Genomic DNA, 24,638 nt, shown 5'->3' on the forward strand with positions numbered 1-24,638 from the left:
AGGTTGGGAGGGAGGGAGCAGTCAGCACCTGGCTCATACCGCCTCGAACTCCAGGATAACTTCGTCCACTGCCAGCACGCTGCCGGGTTTGACCCGGACCTTGCTGATCCGTGCGCGCTTTTCCGCCTTCAGCACGTTCTCCATCTTCATCGCCTCGACAATGGCGAGGGTCTGGCCGTCTTCAACGATATCGCCTTCGGCGACGTCGATGCGAACGATCTGGCCGGGCATCGGGCAGAGCAGGAACTTCGATAGGTCGGGCGGCACCTTCATCGGCATCAGCGGCATCAGGTCGGCGACGTGCGGCAGCAGCACTTTCGCGACGAGATCGGCGCCGCGCCAGCGCAAGCGGAAGCCGCCGGTGACGCGATCGAGTTTGACGTGGTGCAGGCGCCCATCGACGCGGGCGATGCAAAGGCTGTTGCCGGGCTTCCAGCCGCTTTCGACCAGCAGCTTCTTGCCGTCCGGCGCGGTCAGCCAATACTCGATGCCGTCGGCACGGACCGAGAAGTCCCAGCGCTCGGCGCCAATGATGACGGCGCGCGGTTCGGGCGTCGTCGGGTAGAGCCGTTTGTCGAGCGCGAAGGCGGAGCAGCAGGCGAGCGCCGCCAGATGCGTCAGAGATTCCGCGTCCGGCGCTACGCCACTGAAGCCGTTGGGGAATTCCTCAGCGATGTAGCCGGTGGTGAGGCGGCCGGAGCGGAAGCGCTCCTGCCCCATGACAGCCGAGAGGAACGGGATGTTGTTGCCGACGCCTTCGAGCTCGAACTCGTCGAGCGCCACTTCCATGGCGTCGATCGCTTCGGTGCGAGTCGGGGCCCAGGTGCAGAGCTTGGCGATCATCGGATCGTAGAAGGTGGAAATCTCGCCGCCTTCGGCAACGCCGGTATCGTTGCGGACCACCAGTTCGGGCGAGGCCTCCTCGGCTGGTGGGCTGTAGCGGGTGAGCCGACCGGTGGAGGGCAGGAAATTGCGGAACGGGTCCTCGGCGTAGATGCGGCTCTCGATGGCCCAACCATTGATGCCGACATCAGCCTGGGTGAGCGGCAGTTTTTCGCCCGCGGCGGCGAGGAACATCAGCTCGACCAGGTCGAGGCCGGTGATCAGTTCGGTGACCGGGTGCTCGACCTGCAGCCGGGTATTCATCTCGAGGAAGTAGAAGTTGCGATCCTTGTCGACGATGAACTCGACAGTGCCGGCCGAGGTGTAGCCCACCGCCTTGGCGAGGGCGACAGACTGCTGGCCCATGGCCTTGCGGGTGGCGGCATCGAGGAAAGGCGACGGCGCCTCCTCGATCACCTTCTGGTTGCGGCGCTGGATCGAGCATTCGCGCTCGTTGAGCCACAGCACATTGCCGTGCTGATCGCCGATCAGCTGGATTTCGATGTGGCGCGGCTCGGTGACGAATTTCTCGATGAAGATGCGGTCGTCGCCGAAGCTTGACGCGGCCTCGGATTTCGAACGCTCAAAACCCTCGCGGGCTTCGGCATCGCTGTGGGCAATGCGCATGCCCTTGCCACCACCGCCGGCCGAGGCCTTGATCATCACCGGATAGCCGATGGAGCGCGAGATGGTGACGGCTTCCTCGGCATCGGCGATGAGGCCCATATGGCCGGGGACGGTGGAGACACCGGCCGCGGCAGCCAGCTTCTTACTGGTGATCTTGTCGCCCATCGCCTCGATGGCTTTCACCGGCGGGCCGACGAAGATGATGTTTTCGGCCTCGAGGGCAGCGGCGAAGGCGGGATTCTCCGAGAGAAAGCCGTAGCCGGGGTGTACCGCTTCGGCGCCGCTCTGCTTGCAGGCCGCAACGATCTTGTCGATCGAGAGATAAGAGTCGCGGGCGGCGGAGCCACCGATGTGCACGGCCTCGTCAGCGAGCTTGACGTGCACTGCGTCGCGATCGGCGTCGGAGTAGACCGCGATGGTGCGGATGCCCAGCCGCTTGGCGGTGCGGATAACGCGACAGGCAATCTCGCCGCGATTGGCGATGAGGAGGGAGGAGAACATTCAGGGGGTGGTCCTGTCGGGATCCGACTGCCTGGCGCCGGAGCTGGCAGTCGACTCCCTCCCCCGTCGCGGGGAGGGATCAAGGGTGGGGGGAGCAGCTACGCTGGATATCTCGGCAAGTGCCGCTGCGATGGTCAGGTAGACACCCTCTGCATTCTCCATAACATCGTTGTTCCAGAACCTCAGCACGCGGTAGCCGCGCCCAGCGAAATAGTCGTCGCGTGTCGCGTCATTTGTCTGGGCAAGGTCGGTCGTGTGCGTTTCGCCATCGACTTCGATCACTATTGCCGGATGGCGGCACGCGAAGTCGGCATAGTAGGCGCCGATCTGGGCCTGACGGCGGAAGTTGTAACCCTGGCGTCGCAGCGGGAAGAGGATTGCCCACATACGGCGCTCGGGTTCGGGCGGGTTGCGCCGGAGCTTTCGGGCGAGCTCGGTGCTCATGGGTGCCTTGCCTCCGCCGTCGAGTGTGCGGCTCCCCCCACCCTTGATCCCTCCCCGCAACGGGGGAGGGAGACGCGCGGGGCGCGGCCGGTGATTGGCACCAAGCCCCTCACAGCGGAATGTTCCCGTGCTTTTTCAGCGGGATCACCGCCTTCTTGTTCCTCAGCGTTTCGAACGCTCGTGCCACCCTTCGCCTCGTCCTGTGCGGCATGATCACATCGTCGATGAAGCCGCGTTCCGCCGCGACAAATGGGTTGGCGAACCTCGCTTCGTAGTCGGCCGTGCGTTTGGCGATCTTGTCTTTGTCGCTAAGTTCGGAGCGGTAGAGGATTTCCGTCGCGCCCTTGGCGCCCATCACGGCGATTTCGGCGGTGGGCCAGGCGTAGTTGACGTCGGCGCGGATGTGTTTCGATGCCATCACGTCATAGGCGCCGCCATAGGCCTTGCGGGTGATCACGGTGACTTTGGGGACGGTGGCTTCGGCATAGGCGAAGAGGAGCTTGGCGCCATGCTTGATGATGCCGCCATATTCCTGGGCGACGCCGGGGAGGAAGCCGGGGACATCGACCAGGGTCAGGATGGGGATCGAGAAGGCGTCGCAGAAGCGGATGAACCGCGCCGCCTTCTTCGACGAGTTGATGTCGAGACAGCCGGCGAGAACCAGCGGCTGGTTGGCGACGACGCCCACCGTCCCACCGTTGAGGCGGATGAAGCCGACGAGGATATTGCCGGCATGGTCCTTCTGGATCTCGAGGAAATCGCCCTCGTCGGCGATTTTGAGGATCACCTCGCGCATGTCGTATGGCTTGTTGGCGCTGTCCGGGATCAGCGTATCGAGGCTGGGCTCTGCACGGTCGATGCTGTCGTTGACGGCGACCACGGGCGGCTTGTCGGCGGCGCTCAGCGGCAGGAAGTCGAACAGGCGGCGGACTTCGAGCAGGGTCTCGATGTCATTGTCGAAGGCGGCGTCGGCGACCGACGAAACCTTGGTGTGGGTCGAGGCGCCGCCGAGCTCCTCGTGGGTAACGATCTCGGAAGTGACGGTTTTCACCACGTCCGGGCCGGTCACGTACATGTAGGAGGTGTCCTTCACCATGTAGATGAAGTCGGTCATGGCAGGCGAATAGACCGCGCCGCCCGCCGTCGGGCCCATCACCACCGAGATCTGCGGAATGGCGCCGGAGGCCTGGACGTTGCGCCAGAATACTTCGGCATAGCCGCCAAGGGCCGCGACGCCCTCCTGGATGCGAGCGCCGCCGGAATCGTTAAGGCCGATAACGGGCGCGCCGTTCTGCACGGCGAGGTCCATGATCTTGCAGATCTTCTGGGCGTGCGTTTCGCTGAGCGAGCCGCCGAAGACGGTGAAATCCTGGCTGAACACGTAAGTGAGGCGCCCATTGATGGTGCCCCAGCCGGTAACCACGCCATCGCCCGGGATGATGTTCTGCTCCATGCCGAAATCCACCGCCCGGTGGGTGACGAACATGTCGTATTCCTCGAAGGAACCGGGATCGAGCAGCACCTCGAGGCGCTCACGGGCAGTGAGCTTGCCCTTGCTGTGCTGAGCATCGATGCGCTTCTGGCCGCCGCCGAGACGGGCCTCATTGCGCCGCTGGTCGAGTGCGGCGATGATCTTTTGCATGGAGTCCCCTGAGCGTTGATCATTCACCGTTCTGGCGAACGGCGAATGCTCCAAGTCTTCTTTGTTGGTCGCGCTTTCGAACCGGAAAAGTCTGCAACTTTTCCTGAAAACGCTCCAAGCCCATCGCCAGCTTACACGGTCCGACGAAGCGACGAGAGACAGGAATGTGCGGACCTGCTAATTCTGCAAAGTTGCAAACTGTGAAATTGCGAACTTGCGAATGGCCGACCGTAAGATCTTCGCCGGAGCTCGGGTGCGGGCGGCGCGCACCAAGGCGGGGCTGACGCAGCGCGAGCTGGCGCGGCGGCTCGAGATCTCGGTGTCGTATCTCAACCAGATCGAAAACAACCAGCGGCCGCTGACGGCTTCGCTGATGCTGACGCTTGCCGAGAATTTCGGGCTCGACCTCGGGGAGTTGACCTCGGAAGGGGCCGACCGGGTGCTGGCCGACCTGCGTGAAGCGATGGCCGACCCGCTGTTCGGCGAGGCAGCGCCGGGGCTGATCGAGCTCAAGTCGGTGGCGGCCAGCGCACCCGATACGGCGCGGGCGATGCTGCGGCTCTACGAGGCCTATCGCAAGGCAAACGAGCGGCTGATGGGGGCGGACGCGGCGATGGTCGGCGGCCCCGGCCTGCAAACCAGCTACGAGGAAGTCCGCGACTTCTTCCACTACGCCAACAACTATATCGATCCGCTTGATCTGGCTGCCGAGAACCTGGCGGCGAGCATCGGCCTCGCCTTGCATGGGCGGCTCGAGCGACTGGCGAACTACCTGACAACACGCCATCGGGTTTCGGTAGTGTTCGAGGAGCCGAACTCGCCGGACCAGTTGCGGCGGTTCGAGCGGGCGTCGCGCACCATCGTGCTGAACGGGAGGCTGGCGCCAGCGACGCAGTATTTCCAGCTTGGCGTGCAGCTGGCGCTGATCGAACAGGCGGAACTGATCGACGAGATCGTCACCGGGGCGGAGTTCAAGACCCGGCAGGCGGCCGATATCTGCCGGCTGGGACTGGCCAACTACTTCGCCGGGGCATTGCAGATGCCGTATGGAGCGTTCCTCGCGGCGGCGGATCGCACTGGCTACGACGTCGAGGAACTGGCGTTCGAGTTCGGCGCGTCGATGGAGCAGGTCGGGCATCGGCTCTCGACCATGCAGCGGCCCAGGGCGCGCGGCGTGCCGTTCTTTTTTGCGCGGGTGGACGCGGCGGGGACGATCACCAAGCGGCACTCGGCAACGCCACTGCAGTTCCCGCGCTTCGGCGGCGCGTGCCCGCTCTGGAATGTGCACCGGGTATTCGGCGAGCATAATGGGCGGATCGCGCGGCAGCTGGCAGAGACGCCGGACGGCAATCGGTACCTCTGTCTAGCCTGGTCGGAAGAAAAGCATACTGGCGGGTTTCGCGGACCGGTGCGGCGCTATGCCTACGCGCTGGGCTGCGAGGTGGCGCATGCGAGCAAGCTCACTTATGCGGCGGACCTTGACCTCTCCCGCGGCTTCGAGCCGATCGGGATCAGTTGCCGGATCTGCCCCCGGACCAACTGCATCCAGCGCTCGGTGCCGCCGATGGATGCGCGGCTGGAGATCGATGTCGACCGACGCGAAGTGGTGCCGTATCGACTGGGGTGAAGCTGGTGGGGGCTTCAGGCACGATGGCTCCGCACCACTCTGGCAAAAACTAAGGACTTAGCTGCGCTAAGCCCAAGTTTTCGCTTTCTCCCGCCAACTCGAAACAAAAGCCCCGGGCACTGGCCCGGGGCTTTCTCGTCGGCGGTGACTGGGATCACTACAATGACCCTGGGGATCACTGGTTGCCGACGTAGTCCTTGAGGATTTTCTCGTTCTTGGCCTGCTCGAGCTGGCGCACCACATCCCGGGCGTTGCGGTCATCGGTGCGGTACTTGACGAGGTTTACGAGGCTTCCCATCAGCAGCACGATGCCCATGCCCCAGTAGCCCTTGGTCGAGATGTCGACGGGCGCGAGCCAGAGCGACAGCGACAGGAGGAACAGCGCGGCGGCGACGCCGGCGGCGTTGAACATGATGTAGACTTGGTTGTTGTCGGCGTTCATTTCGGTGGTTCCCTTTGGTTCGAATGCGTTTGTGGTTGCGGCTCAGAGGCTGGTGGACTTGAGGCGGGCGAGCACGTCGTCGGCGTGGACCTTGGTCTTGTCGCCGAAGCCGGCTTCGCCGAGGCGGTCGCGGATACCCTTCTCGCTGAGGCCGGCGTCGATCTCGTCGAGCACCTCGCTCTCGGCGAAGGGATCGGGGCCGTTGACGACGCGGGCAATCAGCTCCTCCGCCTCGCGGATCGAGCTGGTGGCGCCGATCGAGCGGTTGAGCGACTTCTGCGCCTTGCGTTCAGCATCGGCGGCGCGGGCCGAAATCATGCCCTGGCGCAGGTCGATGATGCGGCGGTTCGCCTTCTCCACCGAGGCCTGGGTGCGGGCGACACGGTTGGCGAGCTGATCGAGGGTATCGCGGCGCACGGCCCGCTCGTTTTCGAGGTTGGCAATGGCGGTCGCGGCGTCAGCGGCAAGATCCTCACGGCCAGCGGCCAGCGCCTGACGGGCCCGGGTCTCGAGATCGTCAATCTGCGTCTCGAGGCGGCTGAGCGTCTGGGTCTCGTTGCGCTGACGGATGATCAGGGCGGCGAGGGTCGATTTGGCGAGCGACAATGCCCCCTCGGACTCACGGATCTTCTGTTCGATGAGGTCGATGGCGAAATGGTCGGTGAGCTGCTCTTCGGCGCGGGCCGAGGCGCCCCGGAACAGGGTCTTCAGAACGTTCAACATCGCAGTACGTCTCCCTTCGGTTGGTGTCGGCGTTTAATTGAACGCTGTTCACGAGGATCAACATACAGGATTTTAAACGGCGTTCAAGTCATAAATTGAACGGTGTTTAGGCGAAAGATGAGGTTAAACGGATTCAATGGGTTGCGGCGGCTTCTGGTGTAGAAACAGGGGATGGCGGAGTGGGTTTTCCGGCCTTCACCCGTATACGCTAAGTTATGGTCGCGCCCACCCACCGGCTGTCATCCCAGCGAAAGCTGGGACCCATCCATCAGCTGGTGCAGGTGGTGAGTTGGATCCCTGCATTGGCAGGGATGACACGAGTTTGGGGCGCTGTCTGGTGGCAAGTTCGCCGATAGGCCCGGCACCTGGGCCTTCACCGAGGTGACGCTGGCATTGGCGGAGACCTGCCTACTTCGTGCGGTGGGTGTAGGCGAGGATGTTCATGTCGACGAGCTCATGCACGACCTTGCCGATGTCGCGGTCCATGATCAGGTTGAGGCGGCCCGAACTGTCGAGCGAGACGACGGAGTGGATCGAGGCGAAGACCAGTTGGCCGGACTGGCGGGCGGCTTTGTCGTCGAGGTCGGGGCGGATATCGGCAAAGCACTGGGCGATGATGCGGATCAGCGAGGCGATGGCCTCGACATACCAGGGCGGCACCGGCTGATCGGGCTTGCGGCGGAACTCGAACAGGGCGTTCCAGAGATTTCGCTTCAACGTGATGTAGCCGAGGAAGGCATCGGCGTAATTGTGCAGCATCTGCCGCGGATCGTCGGAGGGCGTCGCATCAGCGAAGGCGCGTGCAAGGCCCACCAGGGTGCGGGTGTTCACCTGGGTGACGATGTCGTCGAGATCCTTGAAGTGATGGTAGAGCGTGCCGGCGGTGTAGCCGATGGCGCGGCTCAGCGAGCGGGCCGAGAAGGCGTCGATCCCCTCCTCGGCGATCAGTTCCTCTGCGGTGTTGACGACGAGGCTAGCAAGCTCCTCCTTCGAATGGTCGGCACGGCGGGCCATGGGCAACTCCAGAACTGAACGACGTTCAATTAGACTTAGGAGCGTGGCTTGTCTATGGCGGACACCGAGAGCCTGCCTCTCTACCGCCTCGCTCAAAGAAGAACCCGCGCCGGAGCGCGGGTTCCATACTTTCACCGTAGGTGCTTCGGTCAGCTCTGGCCGCCGGAGACCAGGGAGGTGATGCGGCGGACGGTGGCGCGGCGGTTGGCCCGTTCGGCGCCGTCGGTCTCGACCTTGAGGTAGCGCTCGCCATAGCCCTGCGTGGTGAGGTTCTCCGGCGGGATGTCGTAGAACTCGGTCAACAGGTCGGCGATGGTGCCGGCGCGCTCGTCGGAGAGGACGAGGTTGGATTCGTCCGAGCCGACCGCGTCGGTGTGACCCTCGATGAGGAAGGTCTCGCCGGGGTTGCGGGCAAGGATCTTCTTCATCGCTTCGGCCACCTTGCCGAGCGAGCCGACCTGATCGCGGCCGAGCTGGGCCGAGCCGGTCTCGAAGGTCAGGTCACCGATCTCGACGCGGCGGACGGTGTCGCGGATACGGGCCGAACGCTTCACTTCATCGACGGTGTAGACGCGGGCGGCCTTTTCCAGCGGCGGTTCGCTGAGGAAGCGCTCGATATCGGCCTCGTCGGAGCGCTCGCTGTAGAGCACGTAGTCGTCCACCGGGATCGGCAGGTAGAACGGCGGCAGCTCGTCGCCCGGATCGCGCCAGTCGTCGTCCCGACGGTCATCGGGGGAGAAGACCAGGATGATGCGAGTGCCGTCGGGCAGCACCTTCACGCGGCGGATGATTTCGCCATAGCGGTTCCATACGGTCACAACACGCGTGCCATCCGACCGGATGACGGTCTGCCGATAGCGGCCGTTGTCGAGCTCCTCATAGTAGACCTCATCGCCGCGGCCGATGCGGTCGCGATCCTTGTACGGCGTGAAGATGTCGATGTGGATGCCGATGTTGATGATCAGCCGGTCGCCATCCTTCTTGGCCTCCTGAGCGGCAGGCGGCGCTTCCGGTGCCGGGAGCTGGTCGACGCGCTTGCCCTCGGTAGCGACGGCCGCCTCAACCTCCTCGGCCGGCGGCGGTGCCTGGGTCTGGGCCTCGGCATCGGTTGCCGGCGGCGGAGCTTCGGCGGCAGGCGGCTGGGCAGGAGCGGGCTGTTCGGCGCCGGCCTCCGCAGCATCCTTGGCGCTGTCGAGCACCGGGGCGGCCGGCGCGTCAGGCGTCTCCTGATCGGGAACCACTTCGAGCGGCTGACCGGACTGGTCGGTCGCCGGAGCCTCGCCCGGCTGCGCCGGCTCACCCGGCTGGGCCGGTTCGGCGGGCGTTGCGGGTTCGGCAGGTGCGGCCGGAGCCGGCGCACCGCCCATCAGCGCCAGGCACTCGTCGAGCGACTGGATGCCGAGACGGTTGCATTCGGCGAGGAAGGCGGCCTCGGCGGTAGCCTTGGCGTTGGCATCACCGCCGGAACCGGCGGAGACGTAGGCCTCGAACGCGGCGATCAGTGCCGGATCGCTGGCCGGCGACTGTTCAGCGGGAGCTGCAGGCTGCTCCGCGGGAGCGGCAGGCTGCTCCGCGGGAGCGGCGGGCTGTTCGGCAGCAGGCGGCTCGGCGGGTTGTTCAGCAGCCGGGGCCGGCTCTGCTGGAGCAGGCTGTTCAGCCGGAGCGGCCGGTTCCTCAGCCGGGGGAGGTGCCGGTTCTTCAGCAGGAGCCGCTGGCTCCTCGGCTGGCGGCGCGGGCTCTTCAGCCGGTGGCGCGGCTTCTTCGGCGGGCGGCGCAGGCTGCTCGACTTTCGCGGCGCCAGTGGCGATGGCGATACATTGTTGCAGGTCGGGTGCGCCGATGCGTTGGCATTCGGCAAGGAAGGCTGCTTCGGCCGCAGCCTTGGCGTCGGCGTCATCGCCGCTCTGGGCTTCGACATAGGCATTGTAGGCCGCTGTCAGCCCCGCATCCTGCCCCAGGGCAGTGAGGGGGAGCAGCGAGAGCATGCAAAGGCTCGTGGTGGTAAGCAATAAGCGCTTGAGCTGCATTGTTTTCTCCATTCTTCTTGTGATGCAACAGCCAACCCGCCCTGAACTGGCGCAGGGGACCCAACGAGTGTGAGCGCCATTTGTTCCGGACACGGAGATATTGGTCGCGGGGACGTGGCGGCATTGCGCGGGATGGCTCGGTCGCGTAAACCGCTCGCCGCCAGCACCAGAGCCCAGACATGCGCGACACCCTTATCGGCGCCCTGCCCCCTGCCCTCGTCGAGGATGCGGTCCGTCGCGCCCTTTCTGAAGACCTGGGGCTTGCAGGCGATCTCACCTCACAGACGACGATCCCCGCGGGCGCACAGGCGACCGCCACGCTTTCGGCCCGCGAGGCCGGGGTAATCGCCGGGTTGCCGGTGGCGCTCGAGGTGTTCCGGCAACTGGGTGGCGCCGTGTCGTTCGATCCGCAGCTGACCGATGGGTCCTCAGTGAGCAAGGGCGATATCGTCGCGGTCGTATCGGGCGATGCACGGCAGTTGCTGGCCGGCGAGCGCACGGCGCTCAATTTCCTGAATCATCTCAGCGGCATCGCCGCACATACGCATCAGTTTGTAGAAGCAGTGGCCGGGACCGGGGCGCGCATCTGCGACACGCGCAAGACCACGCCGGGGCTCCGGGCATTCGAGAAATATGCGGTGCGCTGCGGCGGCGGCGCGAACCACCGTTACGCATTGAGCGACGCCATCCTGATCAAGGACAACCACATCGCGGTGGCGGGCGGGGCCGGCAAGGCCTATCGGGCGGCGCGAGCGGCCGCGGGGCATCTGGTGGCGATCGAGATCGAGGTGACCAGCCTCGACGAGTTGGCCGAGGTGCTGGAGGCCGGCGCGACGATCGTCATGCTCGACAATATGGATAACCAGCTGCTGCGGGCAGCAGTGAAGCTGAACGAGGGACGGGCGCGGCTCGAGGCTTCGGGCGGGGTGACGCTGGAGCGGGTACGCGGCATCGCCGAGACCGGGGTCGACTACATCTCATCGAGCCAGATCACCATGGGCGCCAGGCCGCTGGACCTCGGACTGGATGTCGAAATCCAATGAGCATGCCACTTGCCGAACTGATGAACCGCGCCGCGATCGCGGCAGCCGAAGTGATCCTCGAGGTCTACCAACGCCCGGTGGTGGCAATGGAGAAAGCCGACGGCTCGCCGGTGACGGAGGCCGACCAGCGGGCCGAGACGATCATCCTCGAGGCCCTCGCTGAGACCGGCCTGCCGGTGCTGGCCGAGGAGAGCGTGGCGGCGGGACGGATCCCCGAGCTGGGGGCGCGCTACTTCGTGGTCGACCCACTCGACGGCACCAAGGAGTTCTTGAAGCGCAACGGCGAGTTCACCGTGAACATCGCCTATTGCGAGGATGGGCATCCGGTGAGCGGCGTCGTGCTGGCGCCGGCAACGGGCGAGATTTACTGGGGCGGGCCGGATGGGGCGTTTGCCGGGCGCGTCGTTGGCGGCAGTGTCGAGGGCGTCGAGCCGCTGCAGGTGGCCGAGGCCGAGCATCCGCTGCGCATTGTCGCAAGCCGCTCACACGGACATGCCGCGCTGGCCGAACTCTGCGACACACTCGAGGTGGCTGAGGACGTGTCGGTCGGCTCGTCGCTGAAGTTCTGCCTGCTGGCCAAAGGCGCCGCACAGCTTTACCCGCGATTTACCCCAACTTCGGAATGGGACACCGCAGCGGGGCAGGCAGTGCTGCAAGCTGCGGGTGGTGTGGTACTGGGAATGGACGGGTTGCCGCTCACCTGCGGACACCGGGACGACAAGTTCCTCAATGCCTGGTTCGTGGCCGCAGCCAGCGAGAAACTGGCCTTGCGGGCCCTTGCCGAGATGCTGCGGTTTACCGGCGCCTGACGGAAACCGTTAGTATTCAAACGGTTGGCCATGAAGAAAATGCATGGCAGCCCCTCTTCCAGCCCTTGTTGCGCTTTTTTCCGGCTCCATATATAGGCCCGGCATATGCTGGTCCGTTATATACCAGCCGGATAGGAAGCCAATGAACGTCAGAACCATCTGCCTTGCCATCCTCTATGATGGCGACGCGACTGGATATGAGATCCGAAAGCTCTCCGTTGAAGGGGAGTATTCGTATTTCATCGACGCCAGCTATGGGGCGATCTATCCGTCGCTTGCGCGCCTCGAACAGGAAAAGCTGGTCACGGCGCGCGTTGAACAGCAGGACGGCAAGCCCGCCAAGAAGATCTATTCGATCACAGCGGCCGGCCGCGCTGCGTTCATTCAGTCGATGTTCGAGAAGCTTGGCGAAGACGAGTTCCGCAGCGAGTTTCTGCTGTTCCTGCGCTTCGCCTCGGAACTCCCGCAATCGCTGGTCGAGCAGCGGCTGAACGAACGAATCGTCGAGATCGACGCGACGCTCGCCGACTTCGACCGGCTCAAGCAACAACACAACCACCCCGGAGACGCCTGGGTCATCGATTACGGGCGGACTTGTATGCAGGCGGCTCGTGACTACATCGAGGCGCACGGGGATGAACTGATAGCGCTGGCCCGTCCCGATAGGGACGACGCTGCAGCAGCGGAATAGAGGGTATCAGAATGCGTGCGATCGTTTCTTACGGCGTTGCCGGCGCCATTGTCATTGCCGGGGCCTTGTGGCTCGGCAGCGGCGTTTTTGTGGCCGGCGGCAATGGCCCCGGTAACGGCGAAAAGCCGATTGTCTCGTTCTTCAGCAAGGACGCCGAGGGCGCCGAGACGACGCATCACGTCGCCGAGGGCGCGGTCGATCCGGCGCTGACGATTGCCGAGCGCGTCGCCGAGAGCAGCGGCGCTTCGGCGCCGGCCCAGTCGGTGCGTACCGAAACCTACGCGATGCAGGCCATGCCGGTGGAAGTGCCGCTGCGCGGCCGCACCAAGGCCAAGACCGTGACCAGCATCACCCCCGAGACTTCGGGCGTGGTGACAGCGGTGAACGTCACCAAGGGCCAGGCGGTGAAGGCCGGCGACATCATCTGCACGCTTGAAGAGGGTACGCGGGCAGCCGCGGTGGCGCAGGCAGAGGCCGCGCTGGCGCAGGCGCAGAATGCCTACGACTCCAACAAGGCGCTGCGCGACAAGGGTCTCGCCGCCAACAATACGGGCATCGTCGCGGAGGCCGCCCTGCGGCAGGCGCAGACGGCGTTCGATCAGGCCAAGCAGGAATTCGACCGCGCCAAGGTGACCACCAAGGTCGCCGGTATCGTGCAGGATCCGGTGGCGACGGTGGGCAGCGTGCTGAGCCCCGGCCAGCCGTGCGCCACGGTGGTCGAACTCGACCCGATGCTGTTCGTCGCCAATGTGCCTGAGGCCCGCATCGCGCGCGCCGAGCTGGGGCTGGCGGCAAGCGTCGAGACGGTGACCGGCCAGAAGGTCGAGGGCAAGGTGAGCTACATTGCCTCGCTCGCCGACGAAGCCACGCGGTCGTTCCCGGTCGAGATCGAGATCCCGAACGCCGACGGCAAGGTGCTGTCGGGCGTGACGGCGACGGCCACGGTCACCATGGGCACGGTGCCGGCGCACCTGCTGCCGCAGTCGGTGCTGACGCTGAATGACGAGGGCACGCTCGGTATCCGCTCGGTCAAGGACGGCGTCGTTGAGTTCTACCCCGTGACGATCATCTCGGACTCCCGCGAGGGCGTCTGGGTCACGGGCCTGCCCCCGACGGTCGATGTGATCACGATGGGTCAGGAATATGTCGTGCCGGGTCAGAAGGTCAACGCGACCAACGTTACGGGCAAGCCGGAATCGGTTGAGGCCGAGACCGCCGCTGAAGGGGTGCACTCATGATGAATTTCCTCGAACGCGTCCTGCGCATGCCGCGGGTCGTGTTGACGGTGATGGCTTTGCTGCTGTTCGCCGGTTTCAGCGCGTACATGTCGTTGCCCAAGGAGAGCTTCCCGGCCATCGACATCCCGTATTTCTACGTCTCGACCAGCCAGACCGGCGTCTCTCCGCGTGACGCGGAGCGGCTGCTGGCCAAGCCGATCGAGGATCGCGTCAAAGACATCGACGGACTCAAGAACTACACTTCGACCGCAACGACCGGTCATGCCTCGGTGTTCCTCGAGTTCGACGTGAACGCCAATAGCGACAAGGCGCTGGCGGACATCCGCGCCAAGCTCGACGGCGTCGCCTCGGAACTTCCCGAGGACGCGACGGAGCCGTCGGTGACGGAGATCTCGTTCACCAACCAGCCTTCGATCTCGGTGGCGCTCTACGGCAACGTGCCGGAGCGGGCCCTGGTGCAGAGCGCCAAGGATCTGCAGGACCGGCTCGAAGAAATCCCGACCGTGCAGAGCGTTACCATTTCCGGGTCGCGCGACGAGATGCTGGCGGTGACCATCGATATGAGCCGCCTCGAGGCCTATAACCTCACGGCCGGCGAACTGCTGGATGCACTGGCCAAGAACAACATGGTGGTGCCCGGCGGTACGCTCGACACCGGCCGCGGTTCGTTCAACGTCGAAGTGCCGGGCCTCATCACCAATGCGCAGGATGTCTACTCGCTGCCGATCAAGGCGGATGGCGACAATGTCGTCACCTTCGGCGACGTGGCGACGATCACCCGGACGTTCCAGGACGCGACCCAGTACGCTCACGTCAACGGACAGCCAGCGATCACCCTGGGGGTGATCAAGGAGCTCGGGACCAACGTCATCGATGTTTCCGATCAGGTGCGCGCGGTTACGACCGAGTTCGTCAAGGACTGGCCGGCCGGTATCCAGCATAGCTTCCTGATCGATCAGGCCGACACCACCAAGAACCTGTTCCGCTCGCTCGAAGCCGCGGTGCTGACTGCTGTGGCGCTGGTGATGGTCACCTGCGTCGCGACGCTCGGTGTCCGCCCTGCCCTGATGATCGGTACGTCGATCCCGATCTCGTTCATGATCGCGTTCCTCATCGTGCAGATGCTCGGCATGACCATCAACATGATGATCATGTTCGGCCTGGTGCTGGCGGTGGGCGTGCTCGTCGACGATCCAATCGTGGTGGTGGAGTACGCAGAACGAAAGCTGCAGGAGGGTGTCTCGAAGAAGGAGGCATTCATCCTCGCGGCGCGCAAGATGTTCGTGCCGGTGGTTTCGGCCACTTTCACGACGCTGGGCGCGTTCGTGCCGCTGCTGTTCTGGCCGGGCATCATCGGCAAGTTCATGAGCTACCTGCCGATCATCGTGATCGTGGTAATGTGCGCCTCGCTGCTGTCGGCACTGGTGTTCATGCCGGTGATCGGCGCGATCATCGCCTCGAGCCATGTCGACCCCAAGGCCAAGGAAGCCGCTGATGTCGTCATGTACCCGGACAAGTTCGATGTGAAGAAGGTGAAGGGGCCGACGGGCATCTATGTGCGCACGCTGCAGCACCTGATCCGGCATCCGATCCTGTCGCTGCTGGCGGGCTTCACCGTCGTCGGCTTCATGTTCTATGCCTACATCGCCAACCCGACCGGCATGGAAGCTTTCCCCGCTTCCGAGGCCGAGTTCGGCACGGTCAACGTGATCGCCCGCGGCAACTATTCGCCGATCGAGATCCGCGACATGCTGGCCGAGGTGGAGACGCAGATCCTGCAGGTGCAGGGCGTGCAGGACTCGATCATGACCTTCTCGGGTGGTGGCGGCGACGGCTTCTCGAGCGGCGGTCCGCCGGACACCATCGGGCAGTTCAACCTGCAGCTGCAGCCGTGGAACGAGCGCGTCAAAGCCACCGAGATCTTCCAGAACATCCGTGACCGGGTGAAGGATATCTCGGGCCTCGAAGTGCAGATCGCGGCGCAGGAAAACGGCCCGCCGGCCGGCAAGGCGATCAACCTGACGGTCGAAAGCACGGTCTATTCCGACCTGACGCCGGTGGTCACCAAGCTGCGCGACTATGTGGAGAACCAGCTCGGCGACACCATCGACGTGGAAGACGGCCGTCCCTCTCCCGGTATCGACTGGGAAGTGACGATCGACCGCGTAGCCGCGGCCAAGTACGGCATCGGCGTGCGTGAACTTTCACCCTATGTGCAGCTCGTTACCTCGGGTGTGAAGCTCGGCTCGTACCGGCCGGATGACGCCGATGACGAACTGGATATCCGCGTCCGCCTGCCGCTCGATGAGCGCAGCTTCGACAGCCTCGACTCGCTGCGGATCGTCACGGCCCAGGGTCTGGTGCCGGTGTCGAACTTCATCAAGCGCGAAGCTGTGCCGAAGGTCGCCAATATCAGCCGCAAGAACGGCGTCTACGTCATGGGCGTGGCGGCGAACCTTGCACCGGGCGTGGCGGCAGATGCCAAAATCGCCCAGCTCAAGGAATGGGTTGCGACGCAGGACATCCCGGCGACGACCAAGATCGCCTTCGGCGGTGCCGACGAGCAGATCGGCGACACCAATGCCTTCATCATGCAGGCACTGGCAGCCGCGCTGTTCATCATCTTCCTGGTGCTGCTGCTCGAGTACAACAGCTTCTACCAGGTGCTGGTGACGCTCTCGACCGTGGTCATGTCGCTCGCCGGCGTGATGCTGGGCATGACCATCACCGGGATGAGCTTCTCGGCGATCATGACCGGCCTCGGCATCGTGGCGCTGGCAGGCATCGTGGTGAAGAACGGTATCGTGCTGATCGACACCTACAACCACTACAACCGTGGTGATGGGGTGGAGCCGACCAAGGCGATGCTGATCACTGCTGCCCAGCGCGTGCGGCCGGTGCTGCTCACCGCTACGGTCACGGCGCTTGGCGTGATCCCGATGGCGGTGAACGTCGAGTTCGACTTCATCCGGCGCGAGATCGTCTGGGGCGGCCTTGCTGGTTCGTGGTTCACCCACCTGTCGGCAGCCCTGGTTTCGGGCCTGTTCGTCTCGACCGCCCTCACCCTGGTGATGGTGCCGGTGATGATCACCGCGCCGAGCGTCATCCGCCAGGGCTGGATCGGCCGGCTGTTCGGTGCGGTGTTCGGAGCGATCGGCAACGCCATCGCCTGGCCGTTCCGGGCGATCTTCGGTGGGCGCAAGCACACCGCCGTCACGCCGGAAGGCGAGACGGTCGAGATCCCGGCCGACATCGACAGCTCGAAGCGGTTCATCAAGACCGAAGGTTCGGGCCTCGTCGAAACCGAGCAGGACGGCGTCACGGTGGTCAGCCGCCAGGCTGCCGAATAAGCCGAACAACACGACAAGAATTGAGAAGGCCCGGAGCGATCCGGGCCTTTTCGTTTGGGCTGTAGGCTAAGCGGTAGCGCGGTACCGAGCGAGCGCCGCCCGCCCTGCCCTCCAGGCAACGGCCAGACCGAGGCTGACGCTGAAGCCGAGGGCGATCATCAGCAGGGAGTGGCGGCCGAAGCCGAGATTGCCAGCGAGGACCTTTAGGACCAGCAGGTGGATCAGGTAGGCGCCGAAGGTGGCCTGGCCAAGGGTCGACCAGAGGGGGTTCGTCAGCTCGATGCGCATGAACAGGACGGCGACCGAGAGGGCGTAACCGAGGGTGGCGAGCGAGTAGTCGTGGCCGAGGGCGTAGCGGCCGACGACGAAATAGCCTTCGGCGAGATGGAGGACTGCGAAGGCGACCAAAGCTGCGATGATGGCCGGGATCGGCCAGCCGACGAGCGCGGCGCGGTGGCGGCGCAGCAAGATGCCGGCGACGAGGAAGACCGGGGCGAAGAACAGCCCGTTGCGATCCATCCAGAATGGGAAGCCGTGACCGAACAACGGTCGTGAGTAAGCGCCGATGATGGTGCCGATAAGGTAGAGCCCGAGCGCAATGGCCAGGGTCCAGCGCAGGCCGGTGAACTTCATCAGCGTCGCGACGACGGCGCTGCCGAGCACCAGGGCAGGCAGGAACCAGAGGTGGAAAGCCGGCCCGCCGGACCACAACAGCAGAAGCAGATCAGCGGGCGTTGGCTCGAAGCCAAGGCGGCCCCCCTCGAGCAGGCGCAGCGCGATGGTGAGGGCGAGGATGATGGCGAAGGCCGGCATCACCCGACGCGCCACCTTGCCGGCCAGCCGCAGCGGGGCGGCAAGGTCGGCATCCTTCCAGAAGTAGGCCGACATCAGGAAAAACACCGGCACGGCGAAGCGGCTCAGTTCGTCGACCACGAAGCCGAAGGGCTTGTTGTCGGCAAAGCCGCCACCGGCGACATGCAATGTCACGATGCCGAACAGGCTGAGGACGCGCAGGGCGTCGAGCGAGGCGTTGCGGGAGGATGCTGAGGTCATTGGCCGACGCTGTGATGGTGGGACGCAACGAATTGGTCAAGGGGCGGGTTGCATTTGCGCCGGAGCGTAGGGCCTACCCCACCCAGGTACGCGACGGTGCCGGCTTCGCCCGAACCTGCTTCGCTACCCTCCCCACAAGGGGGAGGGAGAATGCCGGTGCCGCGATGTGGAGGTTGTCGTCTCCCTCCCCCTTGTGGGGAGGATCAAGGGTGGGGGTGGCCGCAGCCTCGATGGATCGGGCGCTACCGGAACGCGTGCACCAGCCAATTGTCGCCGTCGAACACCGTCGGCGCGACGGCAGGCTCGTAGGCGGACAGCGCCCTGCCCCAGAACGCCAGCGCCGTCCAGTTCGACTGCAGAACCGCCACGTGCCACGGGCCGGAATGCCGGACGAACAACTGCCTGGTAGCCTCAGCGCCGAGGCCTTGTCGACGATAGGGGCGGAGCACGAAGAACTCGGCCATGAACCAGCAATCGGCGCGTCCGGTGATCGGGCAACCCCGGATGACGAGAACAAAGCCGGCAAGCTCTCCGTTCGCGTAGAGCAAATACGGATGCTGCCAGAAGCGATCTAGGAAATCGTAGGTGTAGCGGCCATCGGGCTCGAGCGGCCAGGGATGCTCCGACGCCATATCGTAGAGATAAAGCTGCACTAGCCGCTCGATGATGGGGCGCTCGCTATCGGCTGCCTTGCGAACCTCTAGCGCCACTCCCCTACTCCGCCGCAGGCAGGCCGCGCTTGACGAAGCCTTCGGGATCGTTGGCGACGCGCTGCATGCGTTCTTCGGCCTCGCTGGCTTCGCGCTGGCGGTTCCACATCTGGGCGTAGAGCCCCTGCTTGACCAGCAGGCGATGATGGGTGCCGCGCTCGGCGATCTGGCCGTCGCGCAGCACGATGATCTCGTCGGCATTGACGACGGTCGAGAGCCGGTGAGCGATGACCAGCGTGGTGCGGTTGGCCGAGACCACGTCGAGGGCGGACTTGATGTCTTCCTCGGTCTTTGAATCGAGCGCCGAGGTGGCCTCGTCGAGGATGAGGATCGGCGGCCCCTTCAGGATGGTACGGGCGATGGCGACGCGCTGCTTTTCGCCACCCGAAAGCTTCAGGCCGCGTTCGCCGACGGGGGTGTCATAGCCCTTGGGCAGGCTCTCGATGAAATGGCCGATCTGCGCCAGCTCCGCCGCCTTTCGCACCTCGGCTTCGGTCGCGTCGGGACGGCCGTAGCGGATGTTGTAGGCGATGGTGTCGTTGAACAGCACGGTATCCTGCGGGACCATGCCGATGGCGGCGCGCAGACTCTCCTGCGTGACGTCGCGCAGGTCCTGACCATCGATGGTGATCTTGCCCTCGATGACATCGTAGAAGCGATAAAGCAGCCGCGAGATGGTGGATTTGCCGGCGCCCGATGGCCCGACCACCGCGATGGTCTTGCCGGCGGGCACTTCGAAGCTGATGCCCTTCAGGATCGGGCGATCGGCGTCGTAGTGGAATTTTACGTCGTCGAACTTCACCACCGGACCGGTGACATTGAGCGGCTTGGCGTCCGGCTTGTCCTGAATCTCGGGCGCGCGATCGAGCAGCTTGAACATCTCTTCGATGTCGGTGAGGCCCTGGCGGATTTCGCGATAGACGAAGCCGATGAAGTTGAGCGGCCGGTAGATCTGCATCAGGAAGGTGTTGAGCAGCACGAAATCGCCCAGCGTCAGCGTGCGGTTCATCACCCCGAGCACCGCCATGATCAGGATGATCACCGTGCCGGCATAAAAGATCAGCGCCTGGCCGAAATTGAGGAAGCCGAGCGAGGTCCAGATGCGGACCGCGGAGCGCTCGTACTTTTCCATCGAGGCATCGAAGCGCTGGGCCTCCATCTTCTCGTTGGCGAAGTACTTCACCGTCTCGAAGTTGAGCAGGCTGTCGATGGCCTTGCCGTTGGCGTCGGTGTCGCTGTCGTTCATGTCGCGGCGAATGGCGATGCGCCAGTTCGAGGCCTTGATGGTGAACCACAGGTAGAGCCAGACGGTGACGACCAGCACGCTCAGATAGCTGACGCCGAACATGACGATGAAGATGACGCCGGTGATGACGAACTCGACCAGCGTCGGGGCGGTGTTGAGCATCGTGAAGCGCACGATGGTCTCGATGCCCTTGGTGCCGCGCTCGATGACCCGGCTCAAGCCGCCGGTGCGGCGGGCGAGATGGAAGCGCAGCGACAGTCTGTGCAGGTGCTCGAAAGTCTGGAGCGCCAGCTTGCGCACGGCGTGCTGGCCGACCGAAGCGAACAGCACGTCGCGCAATTGCTGGAAGCCGGCATCGATGATGTTGCCGACGCCGAAGGCGACGACCAGCACGATGGGGATAGCGACGCCCATGACCAGCGCCGTGTCGGGTGTGGTGCCGTCGAGACTGTCGATGATCCACTTGTAAACGAAGGGGATCAGCGTGGTCGCGACCTTCGACACCAGCAGGGCGCCGATGGCAAGAATGACGCGCCACTTCAGGTCGGGACGGCCCTCGGGCCACATGTAGCCCCAGAGGTTTCGTACAGTGGCAAGCAGGCCACCCTCCTCCGCGCTAACGGTGGGGCGCTTGGTTGCCTCATCGGCGGATGACATCAGGCGAGCTCTTTGACCGGGTGATCGGTTAGGCCGGTGAACAAGCCGGTGCAGGCGATGCCGAAATCGGCGAGGCGATCGGCGCGCAGCGAGTAGCAGTTGCGCGTGCCCTTGGGGTGGCGCTCGACCAGACCGGCGTCGAGCAGCACCTTGATGTGCTGGCTGACTGTGGATTGGGCCAGCGACAGGTTCTGCGTGACATCGGTGCAGCAGCAATCGCCCGCACGCTGGGCGGCGAGGATGCGCAGGATGTTGAGCCGGACGGGGTGTCCGAGGGCCCGCATCACATTGGCGATGTCGTCGTCATGCATCGGGTTCATCGTTATTCAGCGATAAAAGATCGGCCTCGCCAAGGCAAGGCGAAACCACCTGCCTGACTGGGCAGTTGAACGGGATTTGCGGCAATACACTGTCAGGGAAGGGTCAGTCGTCGGTGACCAGTGGCAGATCAAAGATCTGGCCGGGGAAGATCCGCGAGGGGCGGCGGATCAGCTCGCGATTGGCGTGAAAGATGGTGCGGTAGTGGATGCCGTGGCCGTAGTAGCGGCGGGCGATGCTCCAGAGCGTATCGCCATGGCGGATGATGGCCTTGCCAACGTTGTAGCGACCCTCATCCGGATCGCCGAAAGGCAGCAGGCGGAGGATGGTGACGGGCTGGCCCGGAGGTTGAGCCGGTTCCGCCGTGCGAACCTCGAACTCAGCGATCAGAGCGGGCGCCTCGGGCGTCGGGAGGGTGATCGTCGACGGCTCATCGGCGCCTGCCTCAGCTGGTGGCAGAGTGGCCGGTTGCAGGGTGGATGGGGCGAGAATTTCGACTGAGGCGGACTCTCCCCGGGGAACCACGGCCGCCAGGGGCGGCAGCGGCTCGGGTTCGGCCTGGGGCTCGATGGCCGCAATGTCAGGCTCCGGCGCAACCGCTGCTGTGGGCGCCGGATCGATCACCAGCGCCGGCTCGGCGACGGGCTCGCTCGCCGGAACAGCAGCGGTGACCGATGGCTTGTTGTCGGCGAATTCCGCAGGTGCGGAGCTACCGGGCGGCGCGGCGGCCAGGGTGGCAGGGGCTGGTTCGGGTTGTGGCGCCGGGGCGACGCCGCTACCGAGGTCCGGGGTTTCCTCAGGGCGCTCGTCGGGCGGGGCGCCGCCGTCGGGCAGCTCGATCTCGACGGTGATCGCGGCGACGCCCAGCAGCTTGCCGGTGTCAGGTTCGATGGCTTCGACGCGCAGTTCGCGGCGGGGGCTGTCGAGCAGGTTGCTGCCTTCGACCAGCCACCTGCCGGCTTCGACCGGGCTCTCACCGATCAACTCGCCATCGGCATAGAGGCGCATCAGCGCGCCGGCCGGGCCGGAGCCGGAAACGAAGCTCCTGATGCCATCGAGCTCAATGGCGTCGATGGTGGGAGCAAGGACGACCGGAGCAGCGATGGTCGGCGCGGGAGGTCGCGAGCCGGCCGGCTCGGCGTTGGCGACCACAAGGGGCGCCTCGGGCGGGGAGGCAGCGGCAGGCACGGCCGGCTCAGGCTGTGAAGCCGCAACTGGCGGCGTGGCGGGCTCGGACGGCGTGGCTGCCGGTGCGGCTGGCTCCGGCTGAGCCGCGAGCTCTGCGGCGCCGATTGCGGGCTCCTCGATCTGGTCCGCCGTTTCGACCTGCGTCGCCAACGCCTCGGCCGGGAGCGGAAGCGCCTCGGTGTCCTGCGGCTCGGACGGGACGCTCCAGTTCAGGGCGGTGTCGTCGGGGCTCAATGGCACAGGCTCGGTGGCGGGGACTTTCGGCTTGAACGGCGTGGGTACATCAGGCTCCGGTTCGGCGGCTGTCATTTCGAGAGGCGCGGGGGCAGCGGCTTCAGGCTGCGTTGCCGTCGGAGCAGGTTCGGCGGGAGCCGCCGCGACAGGCTGCGCAGGTTTGGCGGTCGGAGCCGGAGCCTCGATGGGTTGGGGCGGGACGACCGCAGGCTCAACCGCCGGCGCTTCAAGCGGCCCTCCCGCTGCGGCCGGAGCTTCGGTCTCGGCCACCACGGTTGCCGGGGGAGCCGGGGCCTCGCCGGGCGTCGTCTCGGCGACCTGCCCCGGGACGGTGCCGGGGAGGTCGAACTTGCGGTCGGCCATGTCGCGGAGGCAAATGACGACGCCGCGCGGATCGCCCGCGCAGGCGTTGACCACGGGCAGGCCGATGACGCCGAGGACAACAGCCAGCGTCACCCCGGCGGCGCCGAGGGCGAGCAGCAAAGTACGGCGGTCGTCGGTCCGGCTCAGCAGGGCCTCCGGGGGAACATGGGGCAACCTGCCCCTACCGTTCCGGCGTCTCAGGCTGCCTCTGATTTCATCAACTTATAGGTAATCGACTCGTAAAGCGCCTCAAATGAGGCGTCGATGATGTTGGTGTTGACCCCGATGGTGTACCAGCGCTCGCCGGTGCCATCTCGGCTCTCGACCAGCACACGGGTGACCGCGCCCGTGCCGCCGTCGAGGATACGCACCTTGAAGTCGACCAGCTCGAGGTCGGCGATGCGGGTCGAGAACACGCCGAGATCCTTGCGCATGGCAAGGTCGAGGGCGTTGACCGGGCCGTTGCCCTCGGCCACCGACATCAGCAGCTCGTCGCCGATGCGGATTTTCACCACCGCCTCGGTGACGACCACCTGTTCGCCGCGCGCGTTGTGGCGGCGCTCGACGCTGGTCCGGTAACTCTCGACGTCGAAGAACTCGGGCAAGGTGCCGAGCACGCCGTGGGCGAGAATGAAGAAAGAGGCGTCGGCGCCGTCATAGGAGTAGCCGCGGGCTTCGCGCTCCTTGACGGTGCGCAGCAGCCGCTCTAGGCGCGGATCGTCCTTGCCGAGCTCGATGCCATGGCGCTTCAGGGCAGCAAGCAGGTTGGACTTACCAGCCTGCTGGCTGACCATGATGTTGCGTTCGTTGCCGACCAGTTCAGGCGGCACGTGCTCGTAGGTCGAAAAGTCCTTGGCCAGCGCCGAGGCGTGGATGCCGGCTTTGGTGGCGAAGGCCGAGGTGCCGACATAGGGCGACTGCCGGGCCGGGGCGCGGTTCAGCAGGTCGTCGAAGGCGCGCGAGATCGAGGTGAGATCGGCCAGTTGTTCGCTGGTAACGCCGATCTCGAAGCGGTCGGCGAAGCCGGGCTTCAGCGCCAGGGTCGGGATGAGAGTGACGAGGTTGGCGTTGCCGCAGCGCTCGCCGATACCGTTGAGCGTGCCCTGGATCTGGCGAACGCCAGCCGAGACGGCGGCGAGCGTGTTGGCGACGGCCTGGCCGGTATCGTCATGGGCGTGGATGCCGAGGTGATCGCCAGGGGCGACCTTGCCGACCTCGTCGACGATCGCGGCGACTTCCGACGGCATGGTGCCGCCATTGGTGTCGCACAGAACCACCCAGCGGGCGCCGGCATCGAGGGCGGTGCGCACAAAGCGCAAGGCGTAGTCGGGATCGGATTTGTAGCCATCGAAGAAGTGCTCGCAATCGACCAGCGCTTCCTTGCCGGCGGCGACGGTGGCCTCGATGGTTTCGCGCAGGTTGTCGAGATTCTCCTCCAGCGAGATGCCGAGCGCCACCCTTACCTGGTGCGACGACGACTTGCCGACGAAGCAGGCGGCATCGGATACGGCGTTGAGCGTCGCCTGCACGCCGGGATCGTTGCCGACCGAGCGCCCTGCCCGCTTGGTCATGCCGAAGGCGGTGAAGACGGCGTCGCGGGTGCGGCTCTCGGTGAAGAACTGGTCGTCGATAACATTGGCGCCGGGATAGCCGCCCTCGATGTAATCGACGCCGAGGCGCTCGAGCAGCGCGGTGACCGAGATCTTGTCCTCGAGCGAAAACTCGATCCCAGCCGTCTGCGCGCCGTCACGCAGCGTGGTGTCGAAGAGGTAGAGGCGTTCCTTGGCAGGCGCTTGGGCAGTCATCACA

19 protein-coding genes are annotated in these 24,638 nt (G+C 65.2%); 6 read left to right on the forward strand and 13 right to left on the reverse strand.

Annotation, left to right across the window (positions count from 1 at the left end; translation table 11 throughout):
• Positions 1-33: 33 nt before the first annotated feature.
• From ASC68_RS12790 to ASC68_RS12800, 3 genes are all read right to left on the reverse strand, one after another.
• The gene (locus ASC68_RS12790; RefSeq protein ID WP_055879499.1) at positions 34-2,010 is read right to left on the reverse strand and encodes an acetyl/propionyl/methylcrotonyl-CoA carboxylase subunit alpha; all 1,977 of its coding nucleotides are present in this window, start codon (positions 2,008-2,010) and stop codon (positions 34-36) included.
• Entirely contained in the window at positions 2,011-2,454 is a 444-nt protein-coding gene (locus ASC68_RS12795) for an endonuclease domain-containing protein (protein WP_082528116.1), read from the reverse strand.
• A 109-nt stretch (positions 2,455-2,563) separates the two neighbouring features.
• Positions 2,564-4,096 carry an acyl-CoA carboxylase subunit beta gene (locus tag ASC68_RS12800; protein WP_055879502.1) on the reverse strand — a complete coding sequence of 511 codons (1,533 nt, stop codon included), beginning with the start codon at positions 4,094-4,096 and terminating at the stop codon, positions 2,564-2,566.
• A 220-nt stretch (positions 4,097-4,316) separates the two neighbouring features.
• On the opposite strand from ASC68_RS12800, the gene ASC68_RS12805 reads away from it, so the two are divergent.
• Positions 4,317-5,723: a helix-turn-helix transcriptional regulator gene (locus ASC68_RS12805; protein ID WP_055879506.1), complete on the forward strand. Its 1,407-nt coding sequence runs from the start codon at positions 4,317-4,319 to the stop codon at positions 5,721-5,723.
• A 175-nt stretch (positions 5,724-5,898) separates the two neighbouring features.
• Here the strand turns inward: ASC68_RS12805 and ASC68_RS12810 are convergent, their stop codons facing one another.
• The 4 genes from ASC68_RS12810 to ASC68_RS12825 all read right to left on the reverse strand — a co-directional run bounded on the left by ASC68_RS12810 (position 5,899) and on the right by ASC68_RS12825 (position 9,887).
• Complete coding sequence (locus ASC68_RS12810) at positions 5,899-6,165, reverse strand: YiaA/YiaB family inner membrane protein (RefSeq protein WP_055879510.1); 267 nt, start codon at positions 6,163-6,165, stop codon at positions 5,899-5,901.
• Between the two features lie 42 nt (positions 6,166-6,207).
• Positions 6,208-6,888: a PspA/IM30 family protein gene (locus tag ASC68_RS12815; RefSeq protein WP_055879512.1), complete on the reverse strand. Its 681-nt coding sequence runs from the start codon at positions 6,886-6,888 to the stop codon at positions 6,208-6,210.
• 408 nt (positions 6,889-7,296) lie between these two features.
• A complete protein-coding gene (locus ASC68_RS12820; RefSeq protein ID WP_055879514.1) occupies positions 7,297-7,902 on the reverse strand; it encodes a TetR/AcrR family transcriptional regulator in 606 nt (201 codons plus the stop codon).
• Between the two features lie 149 nt (positions 7,903-8,051).
• Entirely contained in the window at positions 8,052-9,887 is a 1,836-nt protein-coding gene (locus tag ASC68_RS12825; RefSeq protein ID WP_156387326.1) for an OmpA family protein, read from the reverse strand.
• A 221-nt stretch (positions 9,888-10,108) separates the two neighbouring features.
• On the opposite strand from ASC68_RS12825, the gene nadC reads away from it, so the two are divergent.
• The 5 genes from nadC to ASC68_RS12850 all read left to right on the forward strand — a co-directional run bounded on the left by nadC (position 10,109) and on the right by ASC68_RS12850 (position 17,060).
• Positions 10,109-10,972, forward strand: a complete 864-nt coding sequence (gene nadC, locus ASC68_RS12830) for a carboxylating nicotinate-nucleotide diphosphorylase (RefSeq protein ID WP_055879518.1) — start codon at positions 10,109-10,111, stop codon at positions 10,970-10,972.
• On the forward strand, positions 10,969-11,781 hold the full coding sequence (gene cysQ, locus ASC68_RS12835) for a 3'(2'),5'-bisphosphate nucleotidase CysQ (RefSeq protein WP_055879521.1): 813 nt from the start codon (positions 10,969-10,971) through the stop codon (positions 11,779-11,781). Before nadC ends, cysQ begins: the two co-directional genes overlap by 4 nt.
• Positions 11,782-11,923: 142 nt before the next feature.
• Positions 11,924-12,472 carry a PadR family transcriptional regulator gene (locus ASC68_RS12840; RefSeq protein WP_055048456.1) on the forward strand — a complete coding sequence of 183 codons (549 nt, stop codon included), beginning with the start codon at positions 11,924-11,926 and terminating at the stop codon, positions 12,470-12,472.
• 11 nt (positions 12,473-12,483) lie between these two features.
• The gene (locus ASC68_RS12845) at positions 12,484-13,710 is read left to right on the forward strand and encodes an efflux RND transporter periplasmic adaptor subunit (RefSeq protein ID WP_055879524.1); all 1,227 of its coding nucleotides are present in this window, start codon (positions 12,484-12,486) and stop codon (positions 13,708-13,710) included.
• A complete protein-coding gene (locus ASC68_RS12850) occupies positions 13,707-17,060 on the forward strand; it encodes an efflux RND transporter permease subunit (protein WP_082528118.1) in 3,354 nt (1,117 codons plus the stop codon). Before ASC68_RS12845 ends, ASC68_RS12850 begins: the two co-directional genes overlap by 4 nt.
• Before the next feature lie 66 nt (positions 17,061-17,126).
• Here the strand turns inward: ASC68_RS12850 and ASC68_RS12855 are convergent, their stop codons facing one another.
• The 6 genes from ASC68_RS12855 to cimA form a co-directional block, all read right to left on the reverse strand.
• Positions 17,127-18,113 carry an acyltransferase gene (locus tag ASC68_RS12855; protein WP_055879528.1) on the reverse strand — a complete coding sequence of 329 codons (987 nt, stop codon included), beginning with the start codon at positions 18,111-18,113 and terminating at the stop codon, positions 17,127-17,129.
• A gap of 242 nt (positions 18,114-18,355) precedes the next feature.
• Entirely contained in the window at positions 18,356-18,823 is a 468-nt protein-coding gene (locus ASC68_RS12860; protein ID WP_055879531.1) for a GNAT family N-acetyltransferase, read from the reverse strand.
• Positions 18,824-18,827: 4 nt separating this feature from the next.
• Positions 18,828-20,726: an ABC transporter ATP-binding protein/permease gene (locus tag ASC68_RS12865; protein ID WP_055879534.1), complete on the reverse strand. Its 1,899-nt coding sequence runs from the start codon at positions 20,724-20,726 to the stop codon at positions 18,828-18,830.
• Entirely contained in the window at positions 20,726-21,037 is a 312-nt protein-coding gene (locus ASC68_RS12870) for a metalloregulator ArsR/SmtB family transcription factor (protein WP_244488434.1), read from the reverse strand. The genes ASC68_RS12865 and ASC68_RS12870 overlap by 1 nt, the downstream gene beginning before the upstream one ends.
• Before the next feature lie 112 nt (positions 21,038-21,149).
• The gene (locus ASC68_RS12875) at positions 21,150-23,003 is read right to left on the reverse strand and encodes a LysM peptidoglycan-binding domain-containing protein (RefSeq protein ID WP_156387327.1); all 1,854 of its coding nucleotides are present in this window, start codon (positions 23,001-23,003) and stop codon (positions 21,150-21,152) included.
• A 23-nt stretch (positions 23,004-23,026) separates the two neighbouring features.
• Positions 23,027-24,634, reverse strand: a complete 1,608-nt coding sequence (gene cimA / locus ASC68_RS12880; RefSeq protein ID WP_055879539.1) for a citramalate synthase — start codon at positions 24,632-24,634, stop codon at positions 23,027-23,029.
• Positions 24,635-24,638: the final 4 nt, after the last annotated feature.

The organism is Devosia sp. Root105 (genome assembly GCF_001424865.1).
In the GTDB taxonomy this organism is placed as follows: Bacteria; Pseudomonadota; Alphaproteobacteria; order Rhizobiales; family Devosiaceae; genus Devosia_A.